Source organism: Bacteroides sp. BFG-606 (genome assembly GCF_024788145.1).
Lineage (GTDB): Bacteria > Bacteroidota > Bacteroidia > Bacteroidales > Bacteroidaceae > Bacteroides > Bacteroides vicugnae.
Genome location: NZ_JANUIL010000001.1, coordinates 2,503,804 through 2,522,142, shown reverse-complemented (window position 1 = coordinate 2,522,142; position 18,339 = coordinate 2,503,804). Strand labels below are relative to the sequence as shown.

Sequence of the window (18,339 nt, the reverse complement as noted above, 5' to 3'; positions counted from 1 at the left end):
AAGATATGGCAACACAAAAAAGAAATGCATTAGGACGCGGTTTAGACGCCTTGCTCTCAATGGATGATGTGAAAACCGAAGGGTCTTCTTCCATTAATGAAATAGAGCTGGCAAAGATTACTGTCAATCCTAACCAGCCCCGCCGTGAGTTTGACGAAACAGCGTTGCAGGAACTGGCTGATTCCATTGCGGAAATCGGTATCATCCAACCTATTACTTTACGCAAACTCTCGGACGATGAATATCAGATCATCGCGGGAGAACGTCGTTATCGCGCTTCACAAAGAGCAGGCTTGAAAACAATCCCTGCTTATATACGCACCGCCGACGACGAAAACATGATGGAAATGGCGCTGATTGAAAATATCCAGCGTGAAGACCTGAATGCCGTAGAAATCGCACTTGCCTACCAGCATCTGCTCGATCAGTATGAACTGACACAGGAACGTCTTAGCGAACGTATCGGAAAGAAAAGAACGACAATCGCCAACTACCTGCGTTTACTAAAATTGCCGGCTCCCATACAGATGGCCCTGCAAAACAAGCAGTTAGACATGGGACATGCCCGTGCGCTGATTTCATTAGGCGACCCGAAACTACAAGTTAAAATATTCGAAGAAATACAAGAGCACGGATATTCAGTCCGCAAAGTAGAAGAAATTGTTAAATCATTAAGCGAAGGAGAAGCGGTGAAAAGCGGTACGCGGAAAATAACACCGAAACGTGCCAAACTTCCCGAAGAGTTCAACTTATTGAAGCAACAACTCTCTGGCTTTTTCAACACCAAGGTACAACTCACCTGCTCTGAAAAGGGAAAGGGAAAGATCAGTATTCCTTTCGGTAACGAGGAGGAACTGGAACGTATCATGGAAATCTTCGATACGCTAAAGAAGTAAATGACAAGAAAAAGTAAGAAATACCAGTTACTAGTCAGCGCCCTGCTTCTCTGTTTTTTACAGGTGGCAGGGATTGATGTGTATGCACAGTCCACTGTTACTCCAGTACGGAAAGATACAACAATCATACAGCGTGAAGCACCGAAAGCCCGTGCACGAAGGCATCGCGAACCGATTGCACAGGATTCGACAAGACAGGATTCTATCCGGATCATACCCTCCAAAGAACTTCCGGCCATCGACAGCTTGTCAGCTGCCAAGATACAGATAGCAGACAGTCTGGACGCAGCCAACAAGAAAGAGCTGAAAAAGATAGAACAGCCGTCATCGATTGTTGTAAAGACCGACAGTGTACCGCCAACGACTCAAGATATTAACAAGAAGATATTTATCCCGAATCCGACCAAAGCTACCTGGTTGGCAGTCGTATTCCCCGGTGGAGGACAAATTTACAATCGTAAATACTGGAAACTACCTATTATATATGGAGGGTTTGCAGGTTGTGCCTACGCGTTAAGCTGGAACGGCAAGATGTACAAAGACTATTCGCAAGCCTATCTGGACATCATGGACAGCAATCCGAACACCAAAAGTTACGAGGATTTGTTGCCCCCGAACTCCACTTATAATGAAGAGCAGCTGAAAAACACCTTAAAAAGAAGAAAAGATATGTTCCGTCGTTATCGGGACCTTAGTATATTTGCATTTATCGGAGTTTACCTGATCTCTATCATCGACGCTTATGTAGATGCGGAGTTATCCAACTTCGATATAACCCCCGACTTGAGTATGAAAGTAGAGCCGGCCGTTATTGATAATAACAACCAGTTCCGCTCCAACAGCTTTAAAAACAAGTCGGTTGGCCTGCAATGCGTATTACGATTTTAAAAACACAATTTAGATTGATCTTATTATTGAAGCATGAAGAAATTAGTTAGCTATTGTTCGATTATTTTTCTTTTACTAGTGGCCACGTCGCAGGTAAAAGCGCAAAGTGTAGATGTAGTGATTCGTGAAAATGGAACTGAACGCAAAGAAAGCATCGACCTGCCTAAAAGTATGACTTATCCACTTGACAGTCTGTTGAATGACTGGAAAGCTAAAAATTATATTGATTTAGGCAAGGATTGCAGTACGGCTGAAATCAATCCTTTATTCAGTGACTCTGTCTATATCGACCGCTTGTCACGCATCCCGGCCATCATGGAAATGCCTTATAATGATATTATCCGCAAATTCATCGATATGTATGCAGGACGCTTGCGCAATCAGGTTTCTTTCATGCTAAGTGCCTGCAACTTCTATATGCCTATTTTTGAAGAAGCACTGGATGCATACGGACTTCCACTGGAACTAAGATATCTGCCGATTATCGAATCTGCGTTGAACCCATCAGCCGTATCACGTGCAGGTGCTTCCGGTCTGTGGCAATTTATGATTGGTACAGGTAAGATTTATGGTTTAGAATCAAACAGCCTGGTAGATGAACGTCGTGACCCGATTAAAGCAACTTGGGCTGCCGCTCGTTATCTCAAAGAAATGTATGATATCTATGGAGACTGGAATCTGGTAATTGCTGCTTATAACTGTGGGCCCGGTACAATCAATAAGGCAATCCGCCGTGCCAATGGCGAAACTGATTATTGGAAAATCTACAATTACCTGCCTAAAGAAACGCGTGGTTATGTGCCTGCCTTTATCGCTGCCAACTACGTGATGGCTTACTACTGCGACCACAATATCTGCCCGATGGAAACCAATATTCCGGCAAGTACTGACACAGTGCAAGTAAACCAAAATCTGCACTTCGAACAAATCGCTGACCTTTGTAATGTACCTCTGGATCAGATCAAGAGTTTGAATCCGCAATATAAGAAGCAAATGATTCCGGGTGACAGCAAACCTTATACGCTAAGACTCCCTATCGACGCGATCAGTACTTTTATCGATAAGCAAGATACGATTTATGCACATCGTGCCGATGAGTTGTTCCGCAACCGCAAAACCGTTGCTGTAAAGGATATTACACCTGCAACCCGTAAAACGACAACAGCAGTTGCCGGTAAGGGGAAACTGACCTATTACACAATAAAAAGTGGAGACACTTTATCCACTATCGCCGGAAAGTATGGCGTCACAATCAAGGATATACAAAGGTGGAATGGAATGTCTAACACTAAAATTGCAGCAGGAAAACGATTGAAAATATACAAATAAATAACTTCCTGCTTGCATCGTTCGGAAATTTGCTTATTTTTGCAGAACTAAGCAAGTGAAAGGATAACAATTATGGATAATCTGGCCCCCAAAGAAATAGCTGACGAAGAGATGATTAATCAGGCGTTCCACGAACTACTGAATGACTATCTCAATACTAAACATCGCAAAAAAGTTGAAATCATTACGAAAGCTTTCAACTTTGCCAATCAGGCGCATAAAGGAATCAAACGCCGTTCGGGTGAACCTTATATTATGCACCCGATTGCCGTTGCCAGCATTGTATGCAATGAAATAGGTCTCGGTTCCACTTCTATTTGTGCAGCCTTGCTGCATGATGTGGTAGAGGACACTGATTACACAGTGGAAGACATCGAGAATATCTTTGGTCCGAAGATTGCCCAGATTGTGGACGGACTGACTAAAATATCCGGTGGAATCTTCGGTGACCGTGCTTCGGCACAGGCAGAGAACTTCAAGAAGTTACTGCTCACCATGTCGAATGATATCCGGGTCATTCTTATCAAGATAGCGGACCGTTTGCATAACATGCGTACTCTTGGCTCCATGTTACCCAACAAGCAATATAAGATTGCAGGCGAAACGCTTTACATCTATGCTCCACTTGCCAACCGTTTGGGGCTCTATAAGATAAAAACGGAGCTTGAGAATCTAAGCTTCAAATATGAACATCCCGAAGAATATGCGGAAATAGAAGAGAAGTTGAATGCTACTGCCGCTGAACGTGACAAGGTCTTCAACGACTTCACAGCCCCGATCCGTACCCAACTGGATAAGATGGGATTGAAATACCGGATACTTGCCCGTGTAAAATCAATCTATTCCATCTGGAACAAGATGCAGACCAAGCATGTTCCTTTCGAAGAAATATACGATTTACTGGCTGTTCGAATCATCTTCGAACCACGCAATGAAGAAGAAGAACTCAACGACTGTTTCGATATCTACGTTTCTATTTCCAAGATATACAAACCCCATCCGGACCGTTTGCGCGACTGGGTCAGCCATCCTAAAGCTAATGGTTATCAGGCATTGCACGTCACTCTGATGGGTAACAACGGACAATGGATTGAAGTCCAGATTCGTAGTGAACGGATGAACGACGTTGCCGAACAAGGTTTCGCAGCCCACTGGAAATACAAAGAAGGAGGAGGTAGCGAGGATGAAGGCGAATTAGAAAAATGGTTGAGAACGATTAAGGAGATATTAGATGATCCGCAACCGGATGCCATCGACTTTCTGGATACCATTAAGCTAAATTTATTTGCTTCCGAAATATTCGTGTTCACTCCTAAAGGCGAACTGAAGACTATGCCGCAGAACTCTACGGCTCTCGACTTCGCATTTTCCCTGCACACGGATATTGGTAGCCATTGTATTGGCGCTAAAGTCAATCATAAATTAGTGCCGTTGAGCCACAAATTGCAAAGTGGTGACCAAGTTGAAATCCTGACTTCAAAATCGCAACGCGTACAACCGCAATGGGAAGTTTTTGCAACCACTGCCCGTGCCCGCGCCAAGATAGCAGCCATTCTCCGCAAAGAGCGTAAAGCAAATCAGAAGATAGGAGAAGAAATCCTTAGTGAGTTTCTGAAAAAGGAGGAAGTCCGTCCGGAAGAAGCTGTTATCGAAAAGCTACGCAAACTGCATAATGCCAAGAATGAGGAAGAGTTGCTGGCTGCCATTGGTAGTAAAGCAATCGTTCTGGGAGAAGCAGACAAGAATGAACTGAAAGAAAAGCAAACCAGTAACTGGAAGAAATATCTGACATTCTCTTTCGGCAATAGCAAAGAGAAGCAGGAAGAGAAAGAACCGCAGGAAAAAGAAAAAATCAACCCGAAAGAGGTGCTCAAACTGACGGAAGAAAGTTTGCAGAAGAAATATATCATGGCCGAATGTTGCCATCCTATTCCCGGTGACGATGTATTGGGATATGTGGATGAAAACGACCGGATCATTATTCACAAGCGCCAATGCCCTGTTGCCGCCAAATTGAAGAGCAGCTATGGCAACCGCATATTAGCGACCGAATGGGATACACATAAAGAACTATCTTTCCTGGTATATATATATATAAAAGGTATAGACAACATGGGACTTTTGAATGAAGTCACCCAGGTCATCTCCAGACAGCTCAATGTAAATATCCGTAAGCTGACCATCGAAACCGAAGATGGCATCTTTGAAGGAAAAATCCAGTTGTGGGTACATGATGTGGATGATGTAAAAACTATCTGCAACAATCTGAAGAAAATACAGAATATCAAACAGGTGAGCCGTGTAGAGGAATAGCTTTCATTTATTCCCGCCCATCCAGTTCGCGTTTAATGGCCAAAAGCTCTTCTTTGATCGCTTTCAGCTTATTAACGATCTCATAATTACGAACTGTAGCTTCTTTATTATCCTTCAAACGTTGCCGGGCACCGGGAAGTGTCATCCCTTTCTCTTTGACCAAATGATAGATAAGTCCGATCGTTTCTACGTCTTCCTTACGATACTGACGTATTCCTCTTCCTGCTGTTTTAGGCGAGATTTGCGGAAATTCCTTTTCCCAAAAACGGAGTAACGACGGATTGACTCCAAACATATCGGCAACCTCTCCTATTGAATAATATAGCTTCAATTCTTTATCTGTATTAAGCATAGCACTCCTGTTTAAAGATTTTAATCGAATACTTTACCATGATTGGCTGCCAGCTGAATCATCCTTTCATAATCTTCGGCACTCAAGTCCATGAAATAATAATTGACCGGATTCACGACCTGTCCTTTCACATGCACTTCGTAATGCAAATGCGGACCGGTACTCTTTCCTGTACTCCCCACTTTTCCGATAATCTCACCACGCACTACTTTCTTTCCGACTTTCGTATTAAATCCTTGCAAGTGAGCATATCGAGTGAGATATCCGAAACCATGATCGATTTCGATGGTATTCCCATATCCGGTCTCCCATCCTACTTTCACTACAGTTCCGTTTCCGGTAGCATATACATCTGTTCCCGGATGAGCAGAGAAGTCCATACCTGCATGAAACTTTGTCGTACCGTAAATAGGGTCGATACGTGTACCATAACCGGATGCTGTCTGACGAAGATCTTTATTCGAAATAGGCTGGATAGCCGGAATACATTTCAACATCTCATCATGGTTTTTACACATATCAATCACATCGTCGAAAGATTTCGACTGAATATACAGTCTTTTGGAGAGCACATCCAGTTTTTGAGTCGTATTCACTACCAACTTAGAATTCGCCAAATCCATCAGTTCTTCGTAACGGTTCGTCCCGCCATAACCAGCTTGGCGGATAGCCGGAGAAACAGGATCGGCCTGCAAAATCACCCGGTACAAATTATCGTCACGCTGCTGGATATCCTGAAGTACTCCCATAGCGTCGTCCAGACGACGGGAAAGTACATTATACTGTGCCAAAAGACGGCTGTTCTCAATTCTTAATTCTTTCTCCGATGGAGAGCCAAAAATCAGAAGCAATACAATAAAGCAACCTGCTCCCAACCCCATTCCATAGAAAAGCCGGCGCAGGATACTAAGCGCACGCTGCCGTACGGTAGGGTAAATTCGATCATAAGTCTGGGTCTTTGAATTATAAATGTAGTATACTTTGCGCATCTTTTTGGAAATATTTCGCTTGTTAATACGGCAAAAGTAATAAAAACACGCTATCTTTGCACAGTTTTTTGAGAATATTAACCTCAACGATAGATATATAGAAGAATATGTTGACTGCAAAAGAGATCAGAGATTCATTCAAGAATTTCTTTGAGTCGAAAGGACACCACATCGTCCCCTCGGCTCCGATGGTGATTAAAGATGACCCTACCCTGATGTTTACGAACGCGGGGATGAACCAGTTTAAAGATATTATTTTGGGTAACCACCCGGCGAAATACCAAAGAGTCGCGGACTCGCAGAAATGTTTGCGCGTTAGCGGAAAACATAATGACCTGGAAGAAGTTGGACACGACACCTACCACCACACCATGTTTGAAATGCTTGGTAACTGGTCGTTTGGCGATTACTTCAAGAAAGAAGCAATCAGCTGGGCGTGGGAATATCTGGTAGAGGTCTTGAAACTGAATCCGGAACATCTCTATGCAACCGTATTTGAAGGAAGTCCCGAAGAAGGATTGAGCCGTGACGACGAAGCTGCTTCTTACTGGGAACAGTTCTTGCCAAAAGATCACATCATCAACGGTAACAAACACGATAACTTCTGGGAAATGGGTGATACAGGACCTTGCGGACCTTGTTCCGAAATCCATATCGACCTTCGTCCTGCTGAAGAACGTGCCAAGATCTCCGGTCGCGACCTCGTGAACCACGATCATCCACAGGTGATTGAGATCTGGAATCTCGTATTCATGCAATACAACCGCAAAGCAGATGGCAGCCTTGAGCCGCTTCCAGCCAAGGTTATTGACACCGGCATGGGATTCGAACGTCTTTGTATGGCTTTACAAGGAAAAACATCCAACTACGACACAGATGTATTCCAGCCAATACTAAAAGCTATTGCAGCCATGTCGGGTACAGAATACGGAAAAGACAAGCAGCAGGACATCGCCATGCGTGTAATTGCCGACCATATCCGTACCATTGCATTCTCTATCACAGACGGCCAGTTGCCTTCTAATGCGAAAGCAGGTTATGTGATCCGCCGTATCCTTCGCCGTGCCGTTCGTTACGGATATACTTTCCTCGGACAGAAACAGGCATTTATGTATAAGTTGCTTCCTGTATTGATTGATAACATGGGAGAAGCTTATCCTGAACTGGTTGCACAAAAAACACTGATTGAAAAAGTAATCAAGGAAGAAGAAGAATCATTCCTCCGCACACTGGAAACAGGTATCCGCTTACTGGACAAGACCATGGAAGATACCAAAGCCAGCGGAAAAACAGAAATCAGCGGTAAGGATGCCTTTACTTTATATGATACATTCGGTTTCCCACTCGACTTGACAGAACTGATTCTCCGTGAAAACGAAATGACTGTCAACATTGAAGAGTTCAATGAAGAAATGCAGCAACAGAAACAGCGTGCACGTAATGCTGCCGCTATCGAGACTGGTGACTGGATTGTGCTGAAAGAAGGTACGACCGAATTCGTTGGTTACGATTACACTGAATACGAAGCTTCTATCCTTCGTTATCGCCAGATCAAACAAAAGAACCAAACATTGTATCAGATTGTACTTGACTATACTCCATTCTATGCAGAAAGTGGTGGCCAGGTCGGTGATACCGGCGTATTGGTAAGCGAATTCGAAACGATTGAAGTGATCGATACCAAGAAAGAAAACAATCTCCCGATACATATTACCAAAAAGTTACCCGAACATCCGGAAGCTCCGATGATGGCTTGTGTAGACACTGACAAACGTGCTGCCTGCGCAGCCAATCACTCGGCAACTCACTTGTTGGATGCTGCTTTGCGTGAAGTGTTGGGTGAACACATCGAACAGAAAGGTTCATTGGTTACACCGGATTCATTACGTTTCGACTTCTCTCACTTCCAGAAAGTGACCGATGAAGAAATCCGTAAGGTAGAGCATATCGTCAATGCGAGAGTTCGTGCCAATATTCCTTTGAAAGAATACCGCAACATTCCTATCGAGGAAGCTAAAGAATTGGGGGCTATCGCTCTCTTTGGTGAAAAGTATGGTGACAAAGTACGCGTGATCCAGTTCGGTTCTTCTATTGAATTCTGTGGAGGTACACACGTAGCTGCAACCGGAAATATCGGTATGGTGAAAATCATGTCGGAAAGTTCTGTTGCTGCCGGTGTTCGTCGTATCGAAGCCTATACCGGAGCGCGTGTAGAAGAATTGCTGGATACAGTGCAAGATACACTTAGTGATTTGAAAGCTCTTTTCAACAATGCTCCTGATTTGGGTATTGCAATCCGCAAATATCTGGATGAAAATGCAGGATTGAAGAAGCAGGTAGAAGACTTCATGAAAGAAAAAGAAGCAGCTCTGAAGGAAAGACTGTTGAAGAATATACAGGAAATTCACGGCATCAAAGTGGTTAAGTTCTGTGCTCCGCTACCGGCAGAAGTAGTGAAGAATATAGCTTTCCAACTTCGTGGCGAAATTACAGAAAACCTGTTCTTCGTTGCCGGAAGTATAGACAACGGTAAACCGATGCTGACAGTCATGCTTAGCGACAACCTGGTTGCGGGTGGTCTGAAAGCCGGTAATCTGGTGAAAGAAGCTGCCAAGTTGATTCAAGGTGGCGGCGGTGGCCAACCTCACTTTGCAACCGCAGGAGGTAAAAACACTGACGGCCTACCGGCAGCTGTTGAAAAAGTACTGGAGCTAGCAGGAATCTAAAAGTAAATAAAAAGGGCCAGATAAGAAGATAACAGGCTCACTTTACATAAAGATTTAAAATTAGGCGCGGATTACGCGGATTTCACGGTTTAAAGAATAAAAATCCGTGTGATCCGTGTAATCCGCGCCTAAATATTATACAAATCGAGGCACTGATGAGCACCCCGTCCGACATCGATGAAACAACCCTGCGGCACGAAGGAATACGTTGTCCGATGCCAAGGAATATCGACCAGATGTAGAAGTCTATTTGTCTCTCTTTAAAAATATTAAGCCTAGAATTTAGGCTTGTCACAGTTTTTTTCTACCTTTGTGACCTGATTAATTATTTTTCTTATCCTTCAAATAAATAAAATAAGTAATCACTAATACCTAAAAAGCAATGAGAACACCAGCTTATCTATGCCTGCTGCTAACCTGCATGCTCATTTCTTGTACCTCTACACAAGAAAAACACGAAATAGATTACACATCTTATGTAAATCCATTTATTGGAACCGACTTCACCGGAAATACTTATCCTGGTGCCCAAGCTCCTTTTGGCATGGTACAACTTAGTCCGGATAACGGACTTCCCGGTTGGGATCGTATCTCCGGTTATTTCTATCCGGATAGTACGATTGCCGGCTTCAGCCACACGCATCTCTCCGGCACCGGAGCAGGAGACTTGTATGACATTTCTTTCATGCCTGTCACCCTTCCCTACAAGGAAGCAGAGGCTCCACTTGGCATCCACTCTAAATTCTCCCATAAAGATGAAAGTGCCCATGCCGGTTACTATCAAGTACGTCTGACTGATTACAATATCAATGTTGAACTGACCGCCACCGAGCGTTGTGGTATCCAACGTTATACATTCCCGGAAGCCCAATCCGCCATCTTCTTAAACCTGAAGAAAGCCATGAACTGGGATTTCACCAACGATTCTCATATCGAAGTCGTAGACTCCGTCACTATTCAAGGTTACCGTTTCTCTGACGGTTGGGCGCGCGACCAGCATATCTATTTCCGCACCCGCTTCTCCAAGCCTTTTGAGAAAATGGAACTGGACACTACCGCTATCATCAAAGATAATAAACGCATTGGTACTGCCGTGATCGCCCGTTTCGACTTCAACACCCAAAAGGATGAACAGATACTAGTAAACACCGCTATTTCCGGTGTCAGCATGGAAGGCGCAGCCAAGAACCTGCAAGCAGAAGTCCCCGAAAACGACTTCGACAAATACCTGGCCGAAACGAAAGCAAACTGGAATCATCAACTCGGAAAGATTGAAATAAAAGGGGATAACGAAAATGATAAAGTTAATTTCTACACAGCTCTCTATCACTCAATGATTGCACCTACTATTTACAGTGATGTAGACGGAGCTTACTATGGCCCCGATAAGAAAGTGCACCAGGCCGGCGGCTGGGTAAATTACAGTACTTTCTCCTTATGGGATACGTACCGTGCCGCCCATCCCCTCTTTACCTACACCGAGCCGGAACGTGTTAACGACATGGTGAAATCTTTCATCGCTTTTTACGAACAGAACGGACGTCTGCCTGTATGGAACTTCTATGGAAGTGAAACAGATATGATGATCGGTTATCATGCTGTCCCTGTCATTGTAGATGCCTATCTGAAAGGAATCGGTGACTTTGATGCCAAGAAAGCCCTCGATGCTTGCATAGCAACAGCCAATCTGGATAATTATCGCGGTATCGGACTCTACAAAGAACTAGGATACATACCTTACAATGTAACAGACCACTACAACGCAGAAAACTGGTCGTTATCCAAAACTCTGGAATATGCTTTCGATGATTACTGTATTGCCGAAATGGCCAAGAAGTTGGGTAAGCAAGACATTGCGGACGAATTTTACAAACGTTCTCAAAACTACAAGAATGTCTATAACCCCACCACTTCTTTCATGCAGCCACGTGACGACAAAGGCGTCTTTATCAAGGATTTCAAAGCCGATGACTATACACCACACATCTGCGAAAGCAACGGATGGCAATATTTCTGGTCCGTACAGCATGATATTGACGGGCTGATCGACCTTGTAGGAGGTAAAAACCGCTTTGCCGAAAAACTGGACAGCATGTTTACCTACCATCCGGCAGCAGATGATGAGCTGCCCATTTTCAGTACAGGTATGATAGGGCAATATGCACATGGTAATGAACCGAGCCATCACGTTATTTACCTGTTCAATGCCATAGGACAGGAAAACCGCACGCAAGAATATGTGGCGAAAGTAATGAACGAGCTTTATAAGAACGAACCGGCCGGTCTTTGCGGCAACGAAGACTGCGGACAAATGTCAGCATGGTATGTATTCAGCGCTATGGGATTCTATCCTGTAAATCCTGTCGGCGGTAAATATGAAATAGGAACTCCGTTGTTCCCGGAAATGCAGCTACACCTTTCAAATGGAAAAACCTTTACCGTACTCGCTCCCAAAGTCAATAAAGAAAATATCTATATCCAATCTATAAAAGTTAACGGACAGCCGTATGACAAAACGTATATCACCCATGAGCAAATAATGAGTGGAGCGACTGTAGAATTTGAAATGAGCAAGACCCCTAAAATTTCCGGGAGCCCTTTTAAAGAGAGAAACCCTTAAAACCCACCTAAACTAATCAGAGAGAATGAATGAGAACTTCGATGTAACCTACAAAAGTTTATTTCGCAGATACTACCCTAACCTGATCTTCTATGCTACCCGCCTAGTAGGAGAAGAAGAGGCTGAAGACGTGGTACAAGATGTATTTGTAGAACTGTGGAGACGCAAAGACCATATAGAAATAGGCGAACAGATTCAAGCCTTTCTCTATCGTGCAGTCTATACCCGTGCCCTAAATGTCTTAAAACACCGTAATGTAGAAGACGGTTACTGTGCTGCCATGGAAGAAATCAACCAAAAGCGTACCGAATTTTATCAACCGGACAATAATGAGGTAATCCGGAGGATTGAAGACAAGGAACTCCGCAAAGAAATCCACGATGCGATTAATGAACTTCCGGACAAATGCAAAGAAGTTTTCAAGCTAAGCTATCTGCACGATATGAAAAACAAAGAGATAGCTGATGTTCTCGGTGTTTCCCTCCGCACTGTGGAAGCCCATATGTATAAAGCCTTGAAGTACTTACGAAGCCGTCTCAATCCTCTTTGGACAATTCTTTTCTTATTTTTATGGAGATAATGATAAGTGTTTTTGTATTCTGAATTGTATTATTAATATGAAGGAAAAGAAAATGAATAATCTGAGTGAAGAAATAATAAACAAATATCTGACAGGACAATGTTCTGAAGAAGAGCTTGTCGAGGTGAATACCTGGATGAAAGAATCGGAAGAAAATGCCCGCCAGCTCTTTCGCATGGAAGAAATTTATCATCTCGGTAAATTCGACCAGTATGCTAACGAGCAGCGAATACTTCGTGCGGAAAGACGGCTTAATAAAAAGTTGGACGAGGAAAAAAGAAAACAGAGAAAAACAGTACTAAATATGCAGCATTGGATGAAATACGCTGCAATGATTGCTGTAATATTGGTAATTGGCGGCGGGCTCGGATATTGGCTTTATCAAAACGGAAACGACCAACAATTGATGGTCGCAGTAGCCAACGAAGGCATCGTGAAAGAAATCATTTTACCAGATGGCACCAAAGTCTGGCTGAATAATTCGGCAACTTTAAAGTATCCCCGCGAATTTTCCGAGAAAGAGCGTAACGTTTATTTGGATGGAGAAGCTTACTTCGAGGTAACCAAAAACCGACATAAGCCATTCACCGTACAAAGTGATGCGATGCGAGTACGTGTACTAGGAACGACATTCAACTTCAAATGTGATAGGCATTGCCGAATAGCAGAGGCAACATTGATTGAAGGTGAAATTGAAGTAAAAGGCAACAAAGAAGAAGGACAAATTATTCTCGCTCCCGGCCAACGCGCCGAATTAAACAAAAACAATGGACGCCTGACCGTGAAGCAAGTAAATGCAAAACTGGATGCAGTCTGGCATGATAATCTGATTCCATTTCAGAAGGCAGATATCTTCACAATCAGTAAGGCTTTGGAACGTTTCTATGACGTAAAGATTATTTTGTCTCCGGACATGAAGGCAGACAAAACCTATTCTGGTGTACTGAAAAAGAAGTCAACCATCGAATCCGTGTTGAAATCATTGCAAAACTCCATACCTATCGATTATAAAATCGTAGGAAACAACATCTTTATCTCTCCTAAATAGAGAGATAAAGAACAAATGTGATAAAACTTAAAAGCCATTAATACCATGAATTTAAAAACATTCCTAACAGTAGGATGTTTAGGAGGTTTATTCACACTTAGCTCCTGCACAGCCCCCACTAATGTAAAAGACTACAGTTCTTATGTCAACCCTTTCATCGGTACCGGTGGACATGGACACACTTTCCCCGGAGCAGTAGTTCCCCACGGTATGATTCAACCCAGCCCGGACACCCGAATTGATGGCTGGGATGCTTGTTCGGGTTACTATTATGCAGACTCTACCATCAACGGTTTCTCACATACACACGTCAGCGGCACAGGTTGTTGCGACTACGGGGATGTGCTACTCATGCCTACTGTCGGCAAACAACAATATCTAACTACCGATCCCCAAAGCCAGACACTGGTCTATGCTTCTTCTTTCTCTCACGAAAACGAGGTGGCAGAACCGGGGTATTATTCTGTTTTTCTGGACACCTATCAGGTAAAAGCTGAAATATCAGCAACTAAACGCGGTGCCATCCACCGTTATACTTTCCCCGAAAATTCAGAATCCGGTTTTATCATCGATTTAGATTACAGCCTGCAACGACAGACTAACTCGGAAATGGAAATCGAAGTGATCAGTGACACGGAAATTTGCGGACATAAAAAAACTACTTATTGGGCTTTCGACCAATATATTAATTTCTATGCCAAATTCTCTAAACCGTTCTCTTATACATTGATTACGGATTCTATTACCATGGACGACGGCAAACGACTTCCCGTCTGCAAAGCACTGTTGCATTTCGACACGAAGAAGAACGAACAAGTACTTGTGAAAGTAGGCGTTTCCGCTGTCGATATAGCAGGCGCACGCAAGAATGTCGAATCTGAAATTCCCGGATGGGATTTCGATAAGGTACGCAAAGACGCACGTCAGGCGTGGAATCAATATCTGTCGAAAATTGACATTACAACTTCCGACAAGGAAGATAAAACCATCTTCTACACCGCTCTTTACCATACGGGAATCAGCCCGAATCTGTTTAGCGATGCAGACGGACGTTATTTAGGAATGGATCTCGAAGTGCATCAGGGAGATACTGTCAATCCTGCGTATACCGTATTCTCATTGTGGGACACTTTCCGCGCATTGCACCCGTTAATGACGATTATCGATCCCAATTTGAATAATCAATTTATCAATTCACTGATAAAGAAGCAACAGGAAGGCGGAATATACCCGATGTGGGATTTGGCTTCCAACTATACCGGTACCATGATCGGTTATCATGCTGTCCCCGTCATAGTGGATGCTTATATGAAAGGGTATCGCAATTTCGATGCAAAAGAAGCCTATAAGGGCTGTCTGCGTGCAGCCGAATATGATACTACCGGTATCAAATGCCCGGACTTGGTACTGCCGCATCTCATGCCGAAAGCGAAATATTATAAGAATGCCATTGGTTATATTCCCTGCGACCGTGAAAATGAATCCGTAGCTAAAGCGCTGGAGTATGCGTATGATGACTGGTGCATTTCTATTTTTGCAGAAGCAATGAATGATTTTGAGTCCAAAGCCAAATACGAGCGTTTTGCCAAAGCATACGAATTCTATTTCGATAAATCAACCCGCTTCATGCGTGGACTTGACTCGAAAGGTGAATGGCGCACCCCGTTCAATCCGCGTGCATCGACTCATCGCAATGATGATTATTGTGAAGGAACAGCGTGGCAATGGACTTGGTTTGTACCTCACGATGTAGAAGGACTGGTCAACCTGATGGGTGGCGAGGAGGCATTCGTTCAGAAACTCGACTCACTGTTTGCGGCTGATTCATCACTCGAAGGTGAAACAACATCGTCAGATATCAGCGGACTTATCGGTCAATATGCACATGGCAACGAACCGAGCCATCATGTGATTCATTTGTACAATTACGTAAATCGTCCATGGAGAACCCAAGAATTAGTGGATAGTGTTTATCGCAGTCAGTATGCCAACAGTGTAGACGGGCTATCCGGTAATGAGGATTGCGGTCAGATGTCTGCATGGTACATACTCAACTCTATGGGATTCTATCAAGTATGTCCCGGAAAGCCGGTATATTCTATCGGACGCCCCGCATTCGATAAAGCAGTGATCAATCTGCCCGGAGGTAAAACATTCAGCATTATAGCAAAGAACAATTCCAAAAAGAATAAATACATTGAAAGCATATCACTGAACGGCAAGTCTTTGGAAACTCCATTCTTCAACCATCAGGATATAGTAAACGGCGGAACAATGGAAATCAAGATGACTGACAAGCCTAACTACAAAACACATATACCATGAAAAGAATATTACTGACAGTTTGTGTGCTTGGTTGCACATTCTTTGCCAAAGCCAAAGACTGGACACAATATGTCAACCCGCTAATGGGTTCGCAGTCTACCTTCGAGTTATCAACAGGTAATACTTATCCGGCCATTGCCCGTCCCTGGGGAATGAACTTCTGGACTCCCCAAACTGGAAAAATGGGAGACGGGTGGCAATATACCTATACCGCTAATAAGATTCGTGGTTTCAAACAAACGCATCAACCCAGTCCATGGATTAATGACTACGGACAGTTCTCCATCATGCCAATAGTTGGCAAACCGGTGTTTGATGAAGAAAAGCGTGCCAGTTGGTTTGCGCATAAAGGAGAGATTGCCACTCCTTATTACTATAAAGTATATCTTGCAGAACATGATGTGGTCACTGAAATGGCACCGACAGAACGTGCTGTTCTCTTCCGTTTCACTTTCCCTGAAAACGATCACTCTTATGTTGTTGTAGATGCCTTTGATAAAGGTTCCTACATCAAAATAATCCCGGAAGAAAACAAGATTATCGGTTATACCACTCGCAACAGCGGTGGAGTTCCCGAAAACTTCAAGAATTATTTTATCATTGAATTCGACAAGCCTTTCACTTATAAAGCTACAGTAGCCAATGGTAATCTGCACGAAAACATAGCCGAACAGACTACTGATCATGCCGGAGCTATTATCGGTTTCCAGACACAGAAAGGCGAACAAATACATGCCAGAATCGCCTCTTCTTTCATCAGCTTCGAACAGGCTGCCGCAAATATGAAAGAACTGGGTAAAGACAATATCGAACAGGTAGCCAAGAAAGGAAAAGAAGCCTGGAATCAAGTTTTAGGTAAAATAGAAGTGGAAGGAGGCAATCTTGACCAATACCGCACATTCTATTCTTGTCTGTATCGTTCATTGCTTTTCCCGCGCAAGTTCTATGAACTGGACGCCGCCGGACAACCGATTCATTACAGCCCGTACAACGGTCAAGTCCTGCCGGGATATATGTACACCGATACTGGTTTTTGGGACACATTCCGTTGCCTCTTCCCATTATTGAATCTGATGTACCCTTCTGTCAACAAGGAAATGCAGGAAGGACTTATCAATACTTACAAAGAAAGTGGTTTCTTCCCCGAATGGGCAAGCCCCGGACACAGAGGTTGCATGGTTGGTAACAATTCAGCCTCCATCTTAGTAGATGCCTATATGAAAGGGGTAAAAGTAGACGACGTAAAGACTTTGTATGAGGGTTTGCTTCACGGCACAGAAAACGTACATCCTGAAGTTTCTTCTACAGGGCGTCTGGGACACGAATTCTACAACAAATTGGGCTATGTTCCTTATGATGTGAAAATCAACGAGAACGCTGCCCGTACACTGGAATATGCATACGATGACTGGTGTATCTATAAACTGGCCAAAGAACTGAAACGTCCGAAAAAGGAAATCAACCTTTTCGCCAAGCGTGCCATGAACTACAAAAATCTTTTCGACAAAGAATCTAAATTGATGCGCGGACGTAATGCGGACGGCACATTCCAGTCTCCATTCTCTCCGTTGAAATGGGGCGATGCCTTTACAGAAGGAAATAGCTGGCACTACACTTGGTCAGTTTTCCATGATCCTCAAGGGCTTATCGACCTGATGGGCGGAAAGGATGAATTTATTACTATGATGGATTCTGTCTTTGCCGTACCTCCCATTTTTGACGACAGCTACTATGGACAGGTGATTCACGAGATTCGTGAAATGACAGTAATGAATATGGGTAACTATGCACATGGTAACCAACCCATCCAGCATATGATTTATCTGTATGACTATGCCGGCCAACCCTGGAAAGCCCAATACTGGTTACGCCAAGTAATGGACAGGATGTACACTCCGGGGCCTGACGGTTATTGCGGTGATGAAGACAACGGACAGACTTCCGCCTGGTATGTCTTCTCCGCCCTGGGCTTTTATCCTGTTTGCCCGGGAACGGATGAGTATATCTTAGGTGCCCCACTGTTCAAGAAAGCAACTCTTCATTTTGAGAATGGCAATAGTTTAGTAATTGATGCCCCGAACAATAGCAAAAAGAACTTCTATATCAACTCCATGAATTTCAATGGAACTGATTATACCAAGAATTATCTTCGTCACGAGGATTTATTCAAAGGTGGTACTATCAAAGTAGACATGGACAACAAACCTAATCAGAATAGAGGAACAAAAGAAGAGGATATGCCTTATTCTTTTTCTAAGGAATAAAAGCCCTTA

General features: G+C 43.5%; 12 protein-coding genes. 10 read left to right on the top strand and 2 right to left on the bottom strand.

Going from position 1 to position 18,339, the window contains the following annotated elements; translation table 11 throughout:
- Positions 1-5: 5 nt before the first annotated feature.
- The 4 genes from NXV01_RS09045 to NXV01_RS09030 all read left to right on the top strand — a co-directional run bounded on the left by NXV01_RS09045 (position 6) and on the right by NXV01_RS09030 (position 5,426).
- A complete protein-coding gene (locus tag NXV01_RS09045) occupies positions 6-896 on the top strand; it encodes a ParB/RepB/Spo0J family partition protein (RefSeq protein ID WP_009000352.1) in 891 nt (296 codons plus the stop codon).
- The gene (locus NXV01_RS09040) at positions 897-1,784 is read left to right on the top strand and encodes a DUF5683 domain-containing protein (protein WP_148366463.1); all 888 of its coding nucleotides are present in this window, start codon (positions 897-899) and stop codon (positions 1,782-1,784) included. It begins immediately after the preceding gene.
- A gap of 33 nt (positions 1,785-1,817) precedes the next feature.
- Entirely contained in the window at positions 1,818-3,113 is a 1,296-nt protein-coding gene (locus NXV01_RS09035; protein ID WP_259022224.1) for a lytic transglycosylase domain-containing protein, read from the top strand.
- 72 nt (positions 3,114-3,185) lie between these two features.
- Positions 3,186-5,426, top strand: a complete 2,241-nt coding sequence (locus NXV01_RS09030) for a bifunctional (p)ppGpp synthetase/guanosine-3',5'-bis(diphosphate) 3'-pyrophosphohydrolase (RefSeq protein WP_008776780.1) — start codon at positions 3,186-3,188, stop codon at positions 5,424-5,426.
- Between the two features lie 7 nt (positions 5,427-5,433).
- On the opposite strand, the gene NXV01_RS09025 is transcribed toward NXV01_RS09030, so the two are convergent.
- Entirely contained in the window at positions 5,434-5,778 is a 345-nt protein-coding gene (locus NXV01_RS09025; protein ID WP_004301384.1) for a MerR family transcriptional regulator, read from the bottom strand.
- Positions 5,779-5,798: 20 nt separating this feature from the next.
- Positions 5,799-6,767 carry a M23 family metallopeptidase gene (locus NXV01_RS09020; protein ID WP_074638095.1) on the bottom strand — a complete coding sequence of 323 codons (969 nt, stop codon included), beginning with the start codon at positions 6,765-6,767 and terminating at the stop codon, positions 5,799-5,801.
- 107 nt (positions 6,768-6,874) lie between these two features.
- On the opposite strand from NXV01_RS09020, the gene alaS reads away from it, so the two are divergent.
- The 6 genes from alaS (at position 6,875) to NXV01_RS08990 (ending at position 18,330) form a co-directional block, all read left to right on the top strand.
- On the top strand, positions 6,875-9,493 hold the full coding sequence (gene alaS, locus NXV01_RS09015) for an alanine--tRNA ligase (RefSeq protein ID WP_074638093.1): 2,619 nt from the start codon (positions 6,875-6,877) through the stop codon (positions 9,491-9,493).
- A gap of 382 nt (positions 9,494-9,875) precedes the next feature.
- The gene (locus NXV01_RS09010; protein ID WP_259022223.1) at positions 9,876-12,113 is read left to right on the top strand and encodes a GH92 family glycosyl hydrolase; all 2,238 of its coding nucleotides are present in this window, start codon (positions 9,876-9,878) and stop codon (positions 12,111-12,113) included.
- A 25-nt stretch (positions 12,114-12,138) separates the two neighbouring features.
- Complete coding sequence (locus NXV01_RS09005; RefSeq protein ID WP_148366466.1) at positions 12,139-12,693, top strand: RNA polymerase sigma-70 factor; 555 nt, start codon at positions 12,139-12,141, stop codon at positions 12,691-12,693.
- A 37-nt stretch (positions 12,694-12,730) separates the two neighbouring features.
- Positions 12,731-13,741 carry a FecR family protein gene (locus tag NXV01_RS09000; RefSeq protein ID WP_259022222.1) on the top strand — a complete coding sequence of 337 codons (1,011 nt, stop codon included), beginning with the start codon at positions 12,731-12,733 and terminating at the stop codon, positions 13,739-13,741.
- A 45-nt stretch (positions 13,742-13,786) separates the two neighbouring features.
- On the top strand, positions 13,787-16,066 hold the full coding sequence (locus tag NXV01_RS08995; RefSeq protein ID WP_259022221.1) for a GH92 family glycosyl hydrolase: 2,280 nt from the start codon (positions 13,787-13,789) through the stop codon (positions 16,064-16,066).
- A complete protein-coding gene (locus NXV01_RS08990; protein ID WP_259022220.1) occupies positions 16,063-18,330 on the top strand; it encodes a GH92 family glycosyl hydrolase in 2,268 nt (755 codons plus the stop codon). The genes NXV01_RS08995 and NXV01_RS08990 overlap by 4 nt, the downstream gene beginning before the upstream one ends.
- The last annotated feature ends 9 nt before the right edge of the window (positions 18,331-18,339 follow it).